Here is an 18566-nt window from a genome sequence, read left to right on the forward strand (position 1 = left end):
TAGAAATCACATCGCCTTCTTCTACTAAATTATCATCTAAAATACCAGCAACTATAGCATATGCCTGATATAAACTATCGGGTTGTATAGTTACAGAAGAATAAACGGACTCTGTTAAAGACGTTTTAATTGGTAGTACTTTATCCTCATTATTAAAACAGGAGGATATAATGAAAAGAAGTGTTATATACCGAAATAATTTCATGTGTTTATATCTATTATTTTTTATTGGTCACATGTAGTATCCATTTAATCAATCTCTTGGGTATCGATCTAGTTATGTATGCTTCATAATCAATAGGCTAGTTTTGCTTGTAGCAATAGGTATTCGTTTAAATTAATATGGTCAATCGCACCAACAAGTTTACTGTTTTCTAAAACTGGAAAAAACGGATGTTTTTCACTGTGTATTAATTTGTATATTTTATCAAGATTATCATTACTATTGACTATTTTGAAATTTGTATTCATAATATCTTTAACCAATATATTTTTATTGGAGTTATCTATGATATCTTGATGATAAAGTAAACCTTTGATGGTGTTGTTTTTAACTATAACAAAGTTATTTTCTGTACTAGATATCAATTTGTTTACCACTAAATCTATTGAGTCTTCAGGATTAAAAGTTGTAATATTTAGCATCATAGCTTCTTCAACACTATGTCCTTTAAGTAACCCTAAATGTTGCACCATTTGGTTTTCACTATAAGCCCCTAAAAAGATAAAGAGTGCAATTATTATTAAAAAAGGATTATACAGTAAGCCTATTAATAAGAATATAATTGCAATAAACTGTCCAATGCTCGAAGCTATTTGGGTCGCTTTTACACGATTCATTTTCGTGGCAAGCAAGGCTCTTAAAATACGACCACCATCCATTGGAAAAGCTGGTATAATATTAAAAATAACTAACCCTATATTGACTATAAATAGAAGAAATAGAAAATTTTGCCACGAAAAACTCATTAAAGTCTCAAAGGTTTCTGTGAAATTTAAATTAACAAATTCATTTACTGGCACAATAAAATAGAGCAATAATGCTATGATAACATTTACTAAAGGACCTGCTAATGTTACTAAAAGTTCTTGTTTAGGCGATTCTGGAATACGCTCTAAACTTGCTACACCACCTATAGGGAGCAAAGTTATTTTTTTGGTGTCTATCCCAAACCGTTTAGCGGTTAAGGCGTGCCCCAACTCGTGGAGTACTACACATACAAAAACAGCTAAGACTAATGCCACATTAAACAAAACGCTTTCGGCACTACCACCTCGCTTTAATTCGCTAAACACTATCCAAGCTATTAAAAAAAAGAATGTCCAATGTACTATAATTTTAATGTCCGAAATACTGCCTAAGTATAGGTTTGCTTTCATTTGTAATGACTTTTAGTTATTGGTATTTACTATTGTCCATTTCTTGTTTTCATTTATAACGGCATAGATACTATCTGAAATCTTTTTCGATGTTATTTTAGGTGGTTTTCTTATAAATTTTTTGTCTAAAACAATATTAATGCCTTTAGGATTTAAATAACTTTTAGTAGTTCCATTTTTATCTATTACAACTTCAAAATATCTATGCGAAATAATATTTTTGCCTAAAATTTCATTTCTACCAAGCTCTTCCTTAATTAGTTTTAACACAATAGCTTCTTTGTTGTTAAAGTTTGAAGCGTTTAAAAATTGGGGAGTAATAACCGTTTTTCCTATTTTGTCGATGTACCCAAAATATGTAATGCCTTTTCTTTTTTCAGAAATTAAACATCTATTACTTTTAAAAACAGGGTATTTGTAACCATCGGTTTTAGTTAATACCAAATCATTTCTAAAATGGATAACAATATTACCTTTACTATCTATAAAACCCCATGAATCGGCTTTTTTAACAGCCGATACACCATTATTGAATGGTGATACAAAGTCTAGCTCTTCTAGTGTTTGTGCTATAACAAAAACAGGAATTATTAGAAGCGTGAATAGCATTTTTTTCATGATTAAGAATTTTAGAATAGTAATCTAAAATAGCATGTTAGAATCTATTATAAAATGATATTCATCATGATGAATATGTTGAATATGTCTTTAAGAATGTTGATTTAAAATGAAAAGTAAATCGTTTTTTTGTAACACTCCAGATTGTCGCCAAACTTGTTTTCCGTTTATAAAAAGGATCATAGTTGGCACACCTCTAACTTGATATTTAGATGCTAAAGTTTGATTTTTATCAACATCAATTTTAACTATTTTAATACTATCAGCAAGCTCATCTTTCACTTCTTTTAAAATTGGAGTTAACATTTTGCAAGGACCGCACCAATCGGCATAAAAATCTATTAAAACAATTTTTTCAGATTGTATGATGTTATTAAAATTAGTTTTCATTATTGATGTTTTCGATAATATTTTTAAGCTTTATACTTACAGTTTTGGCTACTTCGTTTAGTTTCTCATTTTTTACAGCTTGCATAGTAACCATGGGATTGACAGCAGATACTTCAATAGAATTAGGCGACGTTTCTTGTACAATAATATTACAGGGTAACATAGAGCCAATTTTGTTCTCGACTTGTAATGCTTTATAAGCAAAAAGAGGATTGCAAGCTCCCAAAATTTTATACTTTTTAAAATCAATATTCATTTTGTTTTTTAAAGTTTGTTGCATGTTAATTTCTGTGAGTACACCAAAACCCTCAGCTTTTAGTAAGCTTATAACTTTTGCCTCTATTGTTTCAAAACTTCCTTTTGTAATTGTGCTAAAATAATAGTTCATAATCTTATTTTTTTAGTTCCATATCCAATTTTGCTAACATCATCAGTTCTGATTTGTTTAACCCAGAAAATGATATAGCAATGGCATGGGCAGTTTTTAATATCAGTTTTTTATTGTCGTCAGTAAATAAATTTTGATGTTCATTTTTGTAGTTTACAAAATCATCAAAGTATATTTTGGCATTCAGTTTTTCGTTTTTATTCAACCATTTAAAAACGTTAATCATTTGGTGAACCGCATTATTATAATATTCATCTCCATCACTATTAATTCCTAACCATTGCTGTTTTACTAAATCTTTAAGCGTGTCGAATTCTTCATTTCGCACTTGCTTATCTGCTGCGGCTATGGCATAAAACAACTTACCAAGATTTTGGTAAAACTGAGGCGATAATTTCTGCTTAGTTTCCATTTTTACAAAAAACTGAGGTTAAATATAAGTAGTTATTGAGTAATTATATATGATATAAATCAGTCTAATTAATGCAGTTTTTTTGTACTTTTAATATCCTATCCAAAAGGGTAATGTATTATGTTTCAGCAAGATCAAGAAATATTTAATATTCTATTAGAAATCGTTTCTGAAGGTGTAATAATTGTAGATAATCATCAAAAGATAATGGAAGTTAATACTTCTGTTGAAACTATTTTTGGGTATGAAAAAAATGAAATTATGGGCAAGGAATTAAATTTGCTTATTCCCTCTAATTATCATTCAAATCATATAGCGTATTTTGAAAAGTTTATCCAAAGCGGAAAACGCAGAAAAATGGGTGAGGCAACAGATATTTTTGCATTAAAAAAAGATGGTACTATTTTTCCTGTTGAAGTTGAACTGAATCCGTTTTCAATCTATAACAAAACTTATGTTATGGCTTTGGTTAAAGATATTTCAGAAAAAAAAGAGGTTGAAAAAAACCTTATGCTTCGCTCTAAAGCGCTACAATCTGCAAAGAACGGTATTATTATTACTGACGCTTTAAGACATGATAATCCTGTTATCTACTTTAATGAGGCTTTTCAAAATCTTACAGGGTATTCCGATGCTGAAATATTAAATCATAACTGCAGATTTTTACAAGGGAAAGATAAAAATCAGGCACCTCTTAAGAAACTTAGAGAAGCTATAAAAAAGGGTGAGAGTTGTCAAGCAACTCTACGCAACTACAAAAAAGATGGTTCCATGTTTTGGAATGATTTATACGTTTTTCCGATAGCAAACAACAAAGGTGTAGTTACAAATTTTATAGGTATACAAAATGATGTTACATTAAGAAAAAACTCAGAGGAAGAGCGTAACCACCTTGCAACTATTCTTAATGAATCTTTAAATGAAATCTATGTTTTTGATGTTGATACATTAAAATTTATTAATGTGAATTATGGGGCTCAAAAAAATATTGGTTACAGTCTTAAGGAATTGAAAAGCATGACTCCTTTAGACATAAAGCCTAAAGATAATAAGATTGAATTTAGAAGAACTATTGATGTTTTATTGAATAAAAATGTTGAAAAAGTTGAGTTTGAAACTATTCATAAACGTAAAGATGGTACTGAATACCCTGTGGAAGTACATTTGCAATTATCTAAATTAGGAGAAAAAGAAGTATTTGTTGCGATAATATTGGATATTACAGATCGCAAAAATTACACTACTAAATTAGAGAAAAAAGTAGAAGAAAGAACACAACAACTTAAAGTAGCTCTTAGTAAAGAAAAAGAACTTAATGAATTGAAAACTAAGTTTTTATCATTGGTGTCTCACGAGTTTAAAACACCTTTAAGTGGTATTTTAACATCTAGCCAGTTGCTTAGTAAATATCAATTAACTGAGCATCAAGATAAGCGTGATAAACACTTGAAAACAATAACTGATAAAGTTCATTTTTTAAATAATATTCTGAACGACTTTTTATCAATTGAAAAGCTGGAAACAGGAAAAGTAAATTATAAATTTAGTCATTTTAAACTCAGTAAGGTTGTTAATGAGGTGGTTTACAATGCAAATATGCTTTTAAAAGAAGGACAGCAAATAAAATATCCTGAAAATATTGATGATTTATCGCTGTATCAAGATGAAAAAATTATTCAGGTAATATTCTTTAATTTGTTGCATAATGCTATTAAATATTCATCGGAAGGCACTACTGTAGATTTACAAATTAAACAAGATAAAATATTAACTACGCTTATTGTAAAAGATGAAGGAATAGGCATTCCAGAAAAAGACCAAAAAAGTATTTTTGAACGGTATTTTAGAGCCGAAAACGTTATTAATATACAAGGGACGGGCATAGGCTTAAATATTGTTAAAAGTCATTTAGAAAACTTAGGAGGGACTATTTGTTTTGAAAGTGAAGAAGGAGTAGGGAGTACGTTTACAATAACTTTTCCAAATACTGCTAGATTATGAAAACTGTTTTACTCATTGAAGATGATACTGTTTTAAGAGAGAATACATCTGAACTTTTAGAATTATCTGGCTACAAAGTTTTAAAAGCTTCAAATGGAAAAGTGGGTGTGGCATTGGCCAAAAAACAACACCCAGATATTGTTATCTGTGATATCATGATGCCAGAACTTGATGGGTACAGTGTGCTGGAAAGGTTGTCAAAAAGTAAATTAACAAAATATATTCCATTTATATTTTTATCTGCAAAAACAGAGCGTGATGATGTTAGAAAAGGTATGAATCTTGGAGCAGACGATTATATAACCAAGCCATTTACAGAAGATGACCTGATTAGCGCCATTGAAAGTAGGTTGGCTAAAGTTTCCATTTTACAAGAATTGAATAGTTTACAAGATAGTTATACTAAACACCCTGGTGAAAATGAAATAAAAACACTAAACGATTTAAAAAACTTTTTTGATGATTATGGCGAGGAATTTGCGTTTAAAAATGAAGAAATAATTTACCGTGAAGGAGATCATTCAAACTATATATATTTAATTAGTAAAGGTGCCGTAAAATGTCACAGAATAGATGACCAAGGCAAAGAACTTGTAACAACTTTGTTTAAAGAAGATGATTTATTTGGTTATACCTCGTTTACTCAAAACATTCCGCATAAAGAAACCGCAACTGCCATTGCAGACACTAATTTATTGGGCGTTTCAATTATGGATTTTAATGATATTATTAATAAAAATCATAAAGTTGTATTGGAACTCGTTGACCTTTTAACGGATGATTTGTCTGTGGTAAAAGAGCAACTTATACAAATGGCTTATGGTACAGTTAACCAAAAAACGGCAGCTACTATTTTAAAATTTGCCAAAAAAATCAATCGTAAACCAGATGATCCCATAAAAATCTCAAGAAACGATTTGGCTAGTGTTGCTGGAATTGCACCCGAAACCTTAATTAGGGCTTTAACAGAGTTTAAAAAACAGGGCATTATAAAAGCCGAAGGAAGAAATATTAAGGTTTTAGATATTCAAAAATTGGAGCTTATTTCTTAGCTTTAGTTTTCAATAACTTTAACATGATTAATATCATTTTATCCAAAATGACTTAGCTGTATATTGGTACATGTAAAGATGCTGTTAAATGAAAAATATATTACTACCCACAGATTTTTCAGAAAATTCATGGAATGCCATTAAATACGCCATTGATTTTTTTGGAACTGAAGTTTGCAATTTTTATTTACTACATATAAATAGGTTTGACAACTTCATGTTAAATGATATGCCACATATGGCTCCAGAAAAGACTATAGAAGATGTTTATATTAAACCTACAAAATTAGAATTGCGTAAAATTTTAAGACAGATTAACGAACAGTTTTTGCCTAATAAAAAGCATAGGTTTTATACTGTTTCTGAGTATGGATTTTTTATAGAATCTATTAGAAAACATGTGGAAGATAAAAGTATAGATTATATTGTTATGGGTACTAAAGGGGCTTCTGGTTTAAAAAAAATTATAATTGGTAGCAACACAGGTGATGTAATTACTAAAGTAAAATGCACCACTTTAGCTGTACCAGAAAATGCACAATTTATAAAATTGAAAGAAATTGCATTTCCTACAGATTTTTCATTAACCTACAACTTACAGGTGTTACAGCCCATTCTTAATATTTTGGAAACTAGTAAATCTAAGTTAAGAATTCTTCATATTAGTAAAAAGAAAGCAGATTTAAACAATGACCAGCATAAAAACAAAGAATTATTGGATGACTATTTTAGTCATTTAAAGTGTAGTTTTCATTTTTTGACCAATAAAAAAATAGAGGATGCCATACAATGTTTTGTAGAAAGCAGAGATATAAATATGATATGTATGGTTGCAAAAAATCTAAATTATTTTCAGCAAATTTTATTTCACTCTAAAGTTGAAGCAATAAGTTATCATACAGAAATACCTTTTTTGGTACTGCATGAAAAAAACTAAAATATTATGGACAATTCAATTTTTTTAGCAAAGTTTTGGGGCTGGTACCTTATTATATTTTTCTTAATATTAAGCTTAAACCCAAAGCGCATCAAACAAATTTTTAATGATTTAAATGATGAAAAATTTCTAATTGTTTCATCTTTTATGGCCATTATTGTAGGTTTGCTAAATGTTTTGTTTCATAATATTTGGGAGCCAAACTGGAAACTTCTTATAACGCTTATTGGATGGACTTCACTTTTTATAGGTTTATCCTTGTTTATATTTCCAAAGCGCACAGTAGTTATTCTAAAGTTTATTAATGTAAAATTAGTACAACTCATTTATATCTTGTTATTTTTTACAGGTGTGTTTTTGTTAAATATTGTTTATAGAGTTGTACCTGTTTAATTTTTTTAACTGATGGATAGATGCAGTAAAGTAAATTAGCATCATAATTAATACGTTCTTTTGCATAACGCAGTTTAAAAACCTTGGAGTTTAATGGGTGTGGTTTAGTTTAATTAATTCTTTATTTATTGTTTTTGTAATAGGTTGGTTTGAGGTTAAAAATAAACAATAAAGGAATGGAACAGAAAGCTTAAGCTTCCTGTTTCATTCAAAAAAACTGAAGTGTTAATAAGTGTATTTTTTAAAACTGATGGATATCATTTCCTATAGAAAAATAGTAAATTATATTAGTGCCATTGTTAAGAAGTTCTTTAACATGATTATATAAAACATAGGTATTGTTGTTGCAAAATGATGATACCAAAACAAAGTGTTTAAAGCTATTGTTAGGCAGGAAAACCTCGATGTTGTCTTTAGTAATAGAGAGTATATCGTAGAAAACCAAAAGCTCAGTGATGAAATTAAATACTTTGGAAAAACAGGAAGTTTTGGCTTCCTGTTTTTTATTTAAAGAGTGGCTATTAATCAATTCGCATACTTAATATTGTGGATAAAAAAAGGGAGTGTTTTATTTAAGCATTCCCTTTTCTTATTTTCAGCTAAAGCATTTAATTTAATAGTAATTATAATAAAGTGTTTAATCTGATATATATCATTGTGCTTTAGCGGTTTAGTGTTTATTTTTCAAGGTAATACTTATAGCCATGAGAAAAATATTAGTTCCTACCGATTTTTCCGAGAATGCAATGAATGCTTTAAAATATGCTACAGAATTATTTAAGTATGAGGTTAGCGAATTTTACATTATGCATGCTTATAAAGACGATATTTATTCTGATGAAGCTTTATTATCTAGAAAAACATTGGATGAAGTTACAGCCATAATCAGTAAATCATCTAAAGAACAACTTAAAAATATCAAAAAAACTATTGTAGGTATTTCTCCAAACCCTAGGCATGTTTTCAATATGATTCCTGCAAATAATATGCTTTTGGATGAAGCCGATAAAATTGTAGATAAGCAAAATATTGATATAATTGTTATGGGAACTAAAGGTAAGGCCGACGAGAGTAAATTAACCTTTGGAAGTAACACTTTACAAGTTTTAAAGCACGTACAATGTCCTGTATTAGCCATACCAAAAAACTATAAATATACACAACCCAAGCACATTCTTTTTCCAACAAATTATATGATACCTTATAAAAGGCGAGAGTTGAAATTACTTTGCGAAATGATATCGCCTTATAGAGCTATAGTGGATATGCTTTACATTTCTAAAAGTAGTAAGCTATCACGTAGACAGCAAGATAATAAAGACTTTATCAAAGAGGAGTTATGCAAAAACACTACAAATTTCAAAATAGAGAACAGCAAACATATTATTAATTCAATTTACAAATACATTAAAAAGCACCCTATTGATATGCTTGTAATGGTAAATACAAAACATTCTTTTTTAGAAAATATCTTGTTTCAATCTACTATAGATGAATTGAGTTTAAATCTGGATATTCCATTTTTAGCATTACAGAATATGAAACGCAGTTAAGTATAAATTAAAATTTAAAATCATGAAAAAAATTCTTCTTCCTACAGATTTCTCCGAGAACTCTTGGAACTCAATAACTTATGCTTTACAACTTTTTAAGAGTGAGACTTGCAAATTTTATTTATTAAATGCATATACACCAGTGGTATATCATGTAGAGTATGTGTTAGTAAACCCAGCACAATATGGTTTAGGTGATGCGGTTAGGGAAAATGCCTTAAAACAATTAGATCATTTTAAAACTAGAATAACCGCAGAATATAAAAACCCAAAGCATACCATAGAAACTATGGCTGCATTTAACACGCTGATTTCAGAAATTAAAGACGTTGTTGAAAAAAAAGATATAGATTATGTGGTTATGGGAACTAAAGGTGCTACTGGTGCTAAAGAAATTTTATTTGGTTCAAATACTGTACATGTATTTAAAAATGTAAAATGCCCCGTAATAGCCATACCAGATGGTTTTGGTTTTGAAAAACCGCATGAGATTTTGTTTCCTACGGACTATGAAATTAATTATAAGGAATATCACTTAAAACCTATAATTGATATTGTTTCACTCTTTAATGCTAGAATAAATGTATTAAATGTTTCTTACGGATATGATTTGTCTGAAGCACAAAAAACACACAAAAAAATACTGGAATCATATTTTAAAAGTGAAACATTTTTAAGCCATAGTGTAAGTAATCAGAATGTTTCAGAAGCGATAACAAATTTTCAAATAAAGTCTAAAATAAACTTGTTGATTATGATTAGTAACAAGCGTTCATTTTTTGAGAATTTGTTTTTCAAAAATACTATAAACCAAATAGGGTTTCATTTAAATATTCCTTTTTTGGTAATTCCAGCTAAAACGGTAAAAACTTGAATCATGAAACGACACATTTTACTACCAACAGATTTTTCAGATAACTCATGGAGTGCTACTGTGTATGCATTAAAACTTTTCGCTGAGGTAGAATGCACATTTTATTTTTTAAACTCGACAATAATAAAAGTATCAACGCTATCTAATCTTTCAAATAAGTTATTAAAAGCTATGCTGGATGACGCTATGAAAGAATTATTGGATTTAAAGGCATTGGCAGAAAGTAGTAATGCTAATCCAAACCATGACTTTCGAATAATTTTAAGCTCTGAAGATTTAAAAAAAACTATAAAAACAGCCATTAGAGAATGGGATATAGATTTGATAATTATGGGGACTAAAGGGGCTACTGGAGCTAAAGAATTTTTCTTTGGCAGTAATACAGTACATGTAATAAAATCTATAAAAAACTGTCCAGTGTTAGTTGTGCCAGAGGAGTTCGATTTTATTACTCCAACGCAAATAGCGTTTCCAACAGATTTTAATCGGTTTTACGATAATAAAGAATTACAGCCTATAAAACAATTAGCAGATTTGTATAATTCTAAAATTAGAATTGTTCATATTAATGATGAAGAAGAATTAAATGATATACAAGAGTATAATATAACTATGTTGCAAAAGCATTTAAGCGATTATGAACACAGCCTTCATTGGATGCCTAAGTATGCAAAAAAGACAAAAGAAATTAATGACTTTATTGAGGAGTTAGATATTAACATATTAGCTATGGTAAATTACAAACACAGTTTTATTGAAAAAATTATAAACGAACCTGTGATAAAAAAGATAGGGTTTCATCCCATTGTACCATTTTTAGTTATACCAGAATGAGCTGATACATATCATTGCACCCATCGATGTTAAAATTTAATTTATGTGATGAACTAAAAGATAAATCTCATGAAACGTAAGATACTATTACCAACAGATTTTTCAAAGAATGCGTGGCATGCTATAAATTATGGCATTGAATTGTATAAAAGTGACCGATGTGATTTCTATATTCTAAACGTGTTTTCTGCCACAAGTAATATTGTAGATAGTTTAATAAACATGGAGCCTGGGAGTGAAATGTATGAAACAGCGAAATTAAATTCGGAAAACGGATTAGCAAAAGTTTTAGATATGATTGCTTTTAGGAATCATAAAAATCCAAAACATAATTTTAAAACTATCTCTACATTTAATAATGTAGTTGAAGCTATTAAGAATATAATTGAAGAAAAGGATATTGAAATGATTATTATGGGTACCAAAGGAGAAACTAACTACCGAAAAGCTGTTTTTGGTAGTACGGCTATAAATACTATGGAAAAAGTACGTAATTGTCCAGTAATAGTAGTTCCTGAATTTGGTAAACAAAATTTACCAAAAGAAATTGTATTCCCAACTAGTTATAAGACGCATTTAAAAAGACGAGAACTTAACTATTTAATTGAGCTTGCCGAAAATTGTAAGGCGTCTATTAGAATTCTTCATGTTTCCGAAGAAGACAGACTAGATAAAAATCAACTCAATAATAAAAAGCTTTTAGAGGAGTATTTTGAAAATATTGATTATTCTTTTCATACACTCAGTCCTGCAAAAGTACATACAGCTATTAGTTGTTTTGTTGAAAGTAGAGAGAGTGACATGGTCGCTTTTATTAATAAAAAACATCTATTTTTTAGAAGTATGTTAACACGACCTTTGGTAAAAGAAATAGGCTATTTCTCTAAGGTACCAATATTAGTAATGCATGATTTAAGAAACTAAAAGGAATGTCTAATCTTAATAATGTAAAAAAAACAAAAGTTGGTGTTTGGTTAGATAAAAAAAACGCCATTATAGTGACACTTTATAATGGAGAAATAAGTATTAATACGATATTGTCTAACATAGAGGATTATCATATTCATGGTGGTTCTGGAACACGATTAAAAGGCGGTCCGCAAGATGTTGTTCAAGACAGTAAATACTTAGAGCGAGAAAAGCATCAACTAAAAAGATATTTTAATGATATCATTACAAAAATCAAACGAGCTCATGTAATCGTAATTTTTGGTCCAGCAGAAACTTATACTAAATTAAGCAAGGAGTTAATAAATCATCATAAAGATTTAAGCAAAAAAGTTAAAGATGTTGTAAAAATAGACAGCATGACCAAACGGCAAGTTATAGCTTGGGTAAAAGCATTCTTTAAAGAGAAGAGATTGTAGTTGTTTATAAACTCAAATTTTATAGTATTATGGAAACCAGTACAATTAAAATCATTAAATCCTCAGGTGATAAAGTAAAATTTTCATTAGAAAAATTAAAAACATCTTTAAAACGAACTGGGGCAGACCAAATAACGGTTAATCAAATTATTGATAAAGTAAGAGATGAATTGTATCAAGGTATTTCTACCAAAGAAATATATAATAGAGCGTTTGCTCTACTTAAAAAGAAGGAAAGCTATCTGGCATCAAAATACAAACTAAAAAAAGCCATTTACGAGTTAGGGCCAACAGGTTTTCCTTTCGAGCGTTTTATTAGTTCTGTACTTAAATATTCTGGGTATAAAACTGAGGTCGGCAGAGTTTTGCAAGGGCAATGTGTAACTCATGAAATAGATGTTATGGTGCAAAAGAATAATGAAACTACTTTGATTGAATGCAAATTTCATAGCGAACAAGGTCTTAATTGCAACGTCAAGATTCCGCTTTATATTAATTCACGCTACAACGATATAAAAGCCCATTGGAATAGAAACAATTCTAAAAACAATCTTGTACTAACAAAAGGTTGGGTAGTAACCAATACGCGCTTTACAGAAGATGCCATACAGTATGGCAAGTGCTCAAATCTGTATTTGTTAAGTTGGGATTACCCCAAGAACGATGGATTGAAGGACCGAATAGACCGCTTGGGATTGTATCCAGTTACAGTTTCAACATTACTAACAAATAGAGAAAAACAATTTCTGTTAAGCAGAGATTTGGTTTTGTGCAGAGAATTAATTGGTGATACATTTTATTTAGACCATTTAGGGATTTCTGAAATAAGAAAGCAAAAAATTTTAAATGAAATAAAAATGTTGTGTAACACTTAAAATTCCACAGATGGAAAATTTTGCAAGAATTATTTTTTTAGGAGCAGCTGGTGTGGTTACGGGCTCAAAATTTCTTATTGAAACCTCAGAGAGAAATATATTAATAGACTGCGGGATGTTTCAAGGTTTAAAAGAATTAAGAGAACTTAATTGGAGTAATTTACCTGTAGATGTTACAAGTATTGATTTGGTATTACTAACACATGGACATTTAGACCATGTAGGCTATTTACCCAGATTATTAAAACAAGGATTTAGGGGTAAAATTATTGGTACTGCGCCAACTTTAGCTATTGCAGAAATCATTTTAAAAGATAGTGCTAAAATTCATGAAGAAGACGCCAAAAAAGCAAATAAAGATAAATTCACCAAACATAACCCAGCATTACCATTTTATACCAAGTTTGAAACAGAAAAAACCATAGCACAATTTCAAGTTGAGCTACCAGATAAGTGGATAAGGCTTTCAGAACATATATCATATCGCTTTCAATATAATGGGCACATTATTGGAGCTACTTTTATTGAATTGGATATAAACGGAAAGCGCTTTGTGTTTTCTGGCGATATTGGAAGACCAAACGATTATTTATTAAATGATCCGAAAAAACCAGAATGGGCAGATTTTTTATTTGTTGAAAGTACCTATGGTAATAAGCTACATCCAAAAGATAATGTTGAAGATATTTTGTCACAACTCATAAACGAAACCATTCACAAAAAAGGTAATTTAATTATTCCAAGTTTTGCTGTAGAGCGTTTGCAAACACTCATGTATTTACTTTGGGAGCTTTACAAAAAGAATAAAATACCCAACATTCCTATTTTTATAGATAGTCCAATGGGGAATAATGTTTTAGAAGTATTTCGGCGTTTTCCTAAATGGCATAAATTGTCTTTGGCAGATTACAATGCTATGTGCAATCATATAAATATTATTCAATCTTATAAAGAAACCTGGGAAACCATTGATGATAAACGGTCCAAAATAATTATTGCTGGTAGCGGTATGGTAACTGGTGGGCGTGTGCTTACATATTTGCAACAACTTATTGACGAACCATCAACTACAGTTTTACTTGTTGGCTATCAAGCAGAAGGCACAAGAGGCAGGCAGTTACAAGACGGCGTTCATGAAATTCGCTTTTTTGGAAAATATTACCCTGTAAAAGCTACCATTAAACATATTGAAAGTCTTTCGGCGCATGCAGACCAAAACGATTTATTGAATTGGATGAGTAATATTAAAAATACTCCAGAAAAAGTCTTTTTAGTTCATGGTGAGTCTATGGCTTTAGATGGATTTCGAGTAAAAATAAAAAACACTTATAATTGGCAAGTTAATATACCTAAACTTACTGATGTTGAAAAAATATTGATATAAAACATATGAAAAATGGAAGCCCTAATACCCAAATACCAAAGTTTCAATATTGATAAATCTATTGAAGAATTACAATATAATACATTAAAAGAGCAAACTAGTCTGGAAAATTTGAAATTTGAACTTTACTTTTATAAAATGCTATTGAGTAAACCTATTTTTAAACCCCATTTTATGAATTTATATGAAAGGCTAACCAAGTTTAAAAATGAGATAGATACTATGAATAAAAATGTCGTTTCACTTTTAAATGACTTAAGCAATCACGCACATCAAATAAGAAAAAAAATGGAGTGTGATGATTTGGTTTGCGATAATTTCTTCGTTAAAAAACATGATGAAATTGAACTCAAGGTTTTCAACTTTAAGACTAAAATTTTCAATTTCAAATTCAGGTTATTTCAATACCTAGAAAGTGTTATGATTAACTAAAATTTTAACAAAAGAGGTTCAGTTGTAATCTAACTGACTGATATATATCATTGTAAAAATTTGTTTCTGTAAATATATTAGTATTGAAAAATAAGTTTAACCTAAATATATATTATTATGACAACATTAATGAAACGCAGAAAAAAAAGAAATGGATTATCGCCATTTGAAAGCCAATTATTAACGCCTTGGAGTAATAGTCTTTTAAGACCATGGGGAAGTAGATTATTTCCTTCTAATTTAAGAAACATTGTAAGATTTGATGATATTTTCAGTGATGATTTCTTTGAAGAGGATAGTTTAATGCCAGCTATAAATGTAAAAGAACATGACGAAGATTTTGAAATTGAATTAGCAGCTCCAGGATTTAACAAAAAAGATTTTGAAGTAACTATTGAAGAAGACGTACTTCATGTGTGTGGTGAAAAAGAAGCTGAAAAAGATGAAAAAGAGGATGATTATTCTCGTAAAGAGTTCAGCTATAAATCTTTTAAAAGATCTATGATGCTACCACCTTCGGTAGATTTAAACCAAGATGTAAAAGCAGTTTATAAAAATGGAATTTTAAAAGTGAAACTCCTTAAAAAAGAAGAGGAGGCTCAACAAGAACCTGCTAAAAAGGTTATTGAGGTTAATTAATTTCTATCTAGCAAAAAGTTATAGACTTAAACTCTATAACTTTTTGCTTTTTAAATTTTAAAATCATGAAAACAAAAAGCAAAAACCCTAAGTATGTCGCATGGTTAAATACTGAAACAATGCATAATACATCTAAAAAATGGTTGTCTGAGTTAGAATTTACTAAAGATGAACAACTATTTTTTGATGATCTTATAAAATCATATACGCTACAACTTATTGACTCGAAGCATTTTACTGAGAGTAAAAATGTTGTAAATCAGCTAGTTAAACTTAAAAAGGAAACAGATGGGTTGATAGAAACTATAAAGTTACATGAAAGGGAATTAAAAATAATGGTGGATGGCATAGATCAAATTGAACTAGAAAAAGCTTATAGAGATAAACATGGAAAATTGATTATTACCGTATCTAATTTTTTAGAAGATTATAGAACACTAAAAATGCGTTTATTTGCTTTGGTAAAAGGAGTTTTAAAGGATAATAAGCAAAAACGATTGCTCCAATAAGAAAAAAAATGAAATATACAATTGTAATATTACTTGGGTTATTTACTGTAGGCTGTTCTACTACAGAATTGGTTGAAAATTGGAAAAATCCAGATATAGAATCATACAGTCCTAATAAAGTTTTATTAGTAGGCATGACTTCTAATGTTGAAGCAAGACGGCAATTTGAAAAGCAACTACAAAATGAATATGCCTCTAGAGGCATAGAATCTGTAATGAGTTTAGAGCTTTTTGAGTCTACATTTACCACAGATAAAAAGACAGAAGAAGAACTAAAAAGGCTTGAAAACAATCTTATAAATGATGGTTTTGATACAGTATTGTTTACAAAAGTAATTGGTGTTCAAGATGAAATTGCATACAAGAAAAATTATGATGATTATGATAGTACTTACAGGAAATTTAGTGATGATTATTTAAAATATCAAGATGCTTTCTATAACCCAGATTATTATGAGGAATATACTGTTTACCATACCGAAACATCTATGTATTGTATTTGTCCAACTAAAGATAGGGAGCTTATTTGGAAAGGTTACATAGATATTATGGATCCAGAATCGATTAATGTGACTGTAAACGATTATGTAAGATTGGTAATTGTTGTTATGGAAGAGCTACAACTTATAAATCCTATACTTTTAGAAGACAACATAGATGATGAAGAAGCAATTAAATAATATAAATTTAAAGATAAATAAGATTATTACTTTGGTTTTGGTTTTAATGGCTTTAAGTTGTTCGTCAACAAAACTAACTAAAAGTTGGAAAAATCCAGATTATTATACATTTAATCCTAAGAAAGTTTTGGTTGTTGGCGTTACTCCAAATTATGAAGCACGAAAAGCTTATGAATTTCAGCTTATCACCGAATTAAATGCTAGAAAAATAAATGCACTTCAAAGTGCTGTGGTTTTTGAGAAATCATTTCAAGATTCTAAACAAACTGAAAAAGATATTGAAGCAGAAATAGATAGATTACTTTTAAATGGTTATGATACTGTTTTAGTCTCTTTAGTAAAAGGTGTTGATAGTAAGGAATCTTATGCCAGTGATTCTCCAAAAACGGATTATCATTTAAGAAAGTTTATAGGATATTATTTATTATATCAAGATGATTATTTTAATCAAGATTATTATAGCAGATATAAAGTTTTTAAAATAGAAACATCTGTTTATAATTTAAAAAAAGAATCAGATAAGTCCTTAGTTTGGAGAGGCTCTTTTGATTTGATAGATCCAAATAGCACAAATAAAATTATCGATTCTTATATAAAAAAACTCATCAAAGCTTTAGAAAAAGATAAAATAATTCCAGTTGTATAAGTAAAATGGAATTATTAATTAAACACTTATCAAATTGTGCTAACTAGATATCTACCTATTTTTATAATATTTTCTCTTATTGCAGAAATATTAGGAACAATAGGTGGTTTTGGTTCTTCAGTATTTTTTGTACCTATAGCTAATTTTTTTTTCGACTTTCAATCTGTTTTAGGCATTACGGCATTATATCATTTGTCTAGTAATCTGTCTAAAATTGTGCTATTCAAAAAAGGAATTGATAAAAAAATCATAGTCTCTTTGGGTATTCCGGCTATTTTATTTGTAGCTTTAGGTGCCTATTTTAGTCAGTATTTCAATCCTAAAATAATGACCTATATTTTAGGGTTCTTCTTAATCATTTTAAGTTTACTATTTCTCATTTTCAAACAACTAAAAGTGCTTCCAAAAACAAGAAATGCTATTATAGGTGGCTCGCTTTCAGGGTTAAGCGCAGGACTATTAGGTACAGGTGGAGCCATTAGAGGTATAACTTTGTCAGCTTTTAAAATGAATAAAGATAAATTTATTGCAACTTCCGCTGTTATAGATTTAGGGGTAGATTTTAGTAGAACTGTTGTATATTATTTTAATGGTTATATGCATAGGCATGATTTATATTTAGTACCTATTTTAATTTTGGTAAGTATTATTGGAACTTGGATAGGAAAAAAAATACTCGATGAAGTATCTCAAGAGCAGTTTAGAAGTTTTGTGCTAGTTCTTATTTTAATTATTGGCATTATTAGTGTTACTTTTTACTCATAGAGTAACACACTTCAATACAGAATCCATATTGATATTATGATAGGCGATTAATTCTTTTAATGTTTTCTGATGGTCATCTTCACCTAAGTAACTCGCTTTAATAGATGCAAAAAAACGGACTAAAGTGAGCCACCTAGATATCAGTAGGTGAAAGTGAGTCATTAAAAAGTTGACTTTCTAAAATAACTGCTTTTACAATGATTCAATACTTAATTTTTTTCGTCTTTAATAAACCTATAAACAAAATTAAAACTAGCTTAGCTTAAATGCTAACAGGTATAAAAGATGAACAAGCAATCTTATTGCTATTATTGAAGCTGAATGCATTTAGTTAAAAAAGAAACCACTTCAATTACCAAGCTATAAATTACAGTAGAATTTCTAAATGTATTTATATTTAAAGCGTAGATGTTATACTTAGGTGAAGGCTTAATGTT

General features: G+C 29.2%; 22 protein-coding genes and 1 pseudogene. 17 read left to right on the top strand and 6 right to left on the bottom strand.

Annotation, left to right across the window (positions count from 1 at the left end; genetic code table 11):
* The 6 genes and pseudogenes from AADI82_RS06355 to AADI82_RS06380 form a co-directional block, all read right to left on the bottom strand.
* A pseudogene (locus tag AADI82_RS06355) lies at window positions 1–205 on the bottom strand (efflux transporter periplasmic adaptor subunit); the annotation flags it as partial.
* An 89-nt stretch (window positions 206–294) separates the two neighbouring features.
* Window positions 295–1380 (bottom strand): site-2 protease family protein, encoded by a 1086-nt coding sequence (locus AADI82_RS06360; protein WP_341215611.1) that lies wholly within the window; start codon window positions 1378–1380, stop codon window positions 295–297.
* A 12-nt stretch (window positions 1381–1392) separates the two neighbouring features.
* The gene (locus AADI82_RS06365) at window positions 1393–1998 is read right to left on the bottom strand and encodes a WG repeat-containing protein (RefSeq protein ID WP_341215612.1); all 606 of its coding nucleotides are present in this window, start codon (window positions 1996–1998) and stop codon (window positions 1393–1395) included.
* A 90-nt stretch (window positions 1999–2088) separates the two neighbouring features.
* The gene (gene trxA / locus AADI82_RS06370) at window positions 2089–2388 is read right to left on the bottom strand and encodes a thioredoxin (protein ID WP_341215613.1); all 300 of its coding nucleotides are present in this window, start codon (window positions 2386–2388) and stop codon (window positions 2089–2091) included.
* Window positions 2378–2776, bottom strand: a complete 399-nt coding sequence (locus AADI82_RS06375) for a DUF302 domain-containing protein (RefSeq protein WP_341215614.1) — start codon at window positions 2774–2776, stop codon at window positions 2378–2380. Before AADI82_RS06375 ends, trxA begins: the two co-directional genes overlap by 11 nt.
* A gap of 4 nt (window positions 2777–2780) precedes the next feature.
* Window positions 2781–3188, bottom strand: coding sequence for a hypothetical protein (locus AADI82_RS06380; RefSeq protein ID WP_341215615.1), 408 nt, complete (start codon window positions 3186–3188; stop codon window positions 2781–2783).
* Window positions 3189–3308: 120 nt separating this feature from the next.
* On the opposite strand from AADI82_RS06380, the gene AADI82_RS06385 reads away from it, so the two are divergent.
* The 17 genes from AADI82_RS06385 to AADI82_RS06465 all read left to right on the top strand — a co-directional run bounded on the left by AADI82_RS06385 (window position 3309) and on the right by AADI82_RS06465 (window position 18129).
* Window positions 3309–5189 (top strand): PAS domain S-box protein, encoded by a 1881-nt coding sequence (locus AADI82_RS06385; RefSeq protein WP_341215616.1) that lies wholly within the window; start codon window positions 3309–3311, stop codon window positions 5187–5189.
* Window positions 5186–6241: a response regulator gene (locus AADI82_RS06390; RefSeq protein ID WP_341215617.1), complete on the top strand. Its 1056-nt coding sequence runs from the start codon at window positions 5186–5188 to the stop codon at window positions 6239–6241. The genes AADI82_RS06385 and AADI82_RS06390 overlap by 4 nt, the downstream gene beginning before the upstream one ends.
* Window positions 6242–6329: 88 nt before the next feature.
* On the top strand, window positions 6330–7178 hold the full coding sequence (locus AADI82_RS06395) for a universal stress protein (RefSeq protein WP_341215618.1): 849 nt from the start codon (window positions 6330–6332) through the stop codon (window positions 7176–7178).
* A gap of 6 nt (window positions 7179–7184) precedes the next feature.
* Window positions 7185–7571, top strand: coding sequence for a hypothetical protein (locus tag AADI82_RS06400; protein WP_341215619.1), 387 nt, complete (start codon window positions 7185–7187; stop codon window positions 7569–7571).
* A 704-nt stretch (window positions 7572–8275) separates the two neighbouring features.
* On the top strand, window positions 8276–9124 hold the full coding sequence (locus AADI82_RS06405) for a universal stress protein (RefSeq protein ID WP_341215620.1): 849 nt from the start codon (window positions 8276–8278) through the stop codon (window positions 9122–9124).
* 22 nt (window positions 9125–9146) lie between these two features.
* Window positions 9147–9998, top strand: coding sequence for a universal stress protein (locus AADI82_RS06410; RefSeq protein WP_341215621.1), 852 nt, complete (start codon window positions 9147–9149; stop codon window positions 9996–9998).
* A 3-nt stretch (window positions 9999–10001) separates the two neighbouring features.
* On the top strand, window positions 10002–10832 hold the full coding sequence (locus AADI82_RS06415; protein WP_341215622.1) for a universal stress protein: 831 nt from the start codon (window positions 10002–10004) through the stop codon (window positions 10830–10832).
* 69 nt (window positions 10833–10901) lie between these two features.
* Window positions 10902–11756: a universal stress protein gene (locus AADI82_RS06420; protein WP_341215623.1), complete on the top strand. Its 855-nt coding sequence runs from the start codon at window positions 10902–10904 to the stop codon at window positions 11754–11756.
* A 5-nt stretch (window positions 11757–11761) separates the two neighbouring features.
* A complete protein-coding gene (locus AADI82_RS06425; RefSeq protein ID WP_341215624.1) occupies window positions 11762–12199 on the top strand; it encodes a hypothetical protein in 438 nt (145 codons plus the stop codon).
* Window positions 12200–12228: 29 nt separating this feature from the next.
* The gene (locus AADI82_RS06430) at window positions 12229–13074 is read left to right on the top strand and encodes an ATP cone domain-containing protein (RefSeq protein ID WP_341215625.1); all 846 of its coding nucleotides are present in this window, start codon (window positions 12229–12231) and stop codon (window positions 13072–13074) included.
* A 10-nt stretch (window positions 13075–13084) separates the two neighbouring features.
* Window positions 13085–14458: an MBL fold metallo-hydrolase gene (locus tag AADI82_RS06435; protein WP_341215626.1), complete on the top strand. Its 1374-nt coding sequence runs from the start codon at window positions 13085–13087 to the stop codon at window positions 14456–14458.
* 12 nt (window positions 14459–14470) lie between these two features.
* On the top strand, window positions 14471–14890 hold the full coding sequence (locus AADI82_RS06440) for a hypothetical protein (RefSeq protein WP_341215627.1): 420 nt from the start codon (window positions 14471–14473) through the stop codon (window positions 14888–14890).
* A gap of 117 nt (window positions 14891–15007) precedes the next feature.
* On the top strand, window positions 15008–15529 hold the full coding sequence (locus AADI82_RS06445; RefSeq protein ID WP_341215628.1) for an Hsp20/alpha crystallin family protein: 522 nt from the start codon (window positions 15008–15010) through the stop codon (window positions 15527–15529).
* A 65-nt stretch (window positions 15530–15594) separates the two neighbouring features.
* Window positions 15595–16038: a hypothetical protein gene (locus AADI82_RS06450; RefSeq protein WP_341215629.1), complete on the top strand. Its 444-nt coding sequence runs from the start codon at window positions 15595–15597 to the stop codon at window positions 16036–16038.
* Window positions 16039–16046: 8 nt separating this feature from the next.
* Window positions 16047–16718 carry a hypothetical protein gene (locus AADI82_RS06455; RefSeq protein ID WP_341215630.1) on the top strand — a complete coding sequence of 224 codons (672 nt, stop codon included), beginning with the start codon at window positions 16047–16049 and terminating at the stop codon, window positions 16716–16718.
* Window positions 16696–17364 carry a hypothetical protein gene (locus AADI82_RS06460; protein ID WP_341215631.1) on the top strand — a complete coding sequence of 223 codons (669 nt, stop codon included), beginning with the start codon at window positions 16696–16698 and terminating at the stop codon, window positions 17362–17364. Before AADI82_RS06455 ends, AADI82_RS06460 begins: the two co-directional genes overlap by 23 nt.
* Window positions 17365–17400: 36 nt before the next feature.
* Entirely contained in the window at window positions 17401–18129 is a 729-nt protein-coding gene (locus tag AADI82_RS06465; RefSeq protein ID WP_341215632.1) for a sulfite exporter TauE/SafE family protein, read from the top strand.
* Window positions 18130–18566 lie beyond the last annotated feature (437 nt).

It is taken from the genome of uncultured Wocania sp. (assembly GCF_964021735.1).
In the GTDB taxonomy this organism is placed as follows: domain Bacteria; phylum Bacteroidota; class Bacteroidia; order Flavobacteriales; family Flavobacteriaceae; genus Wocania_A.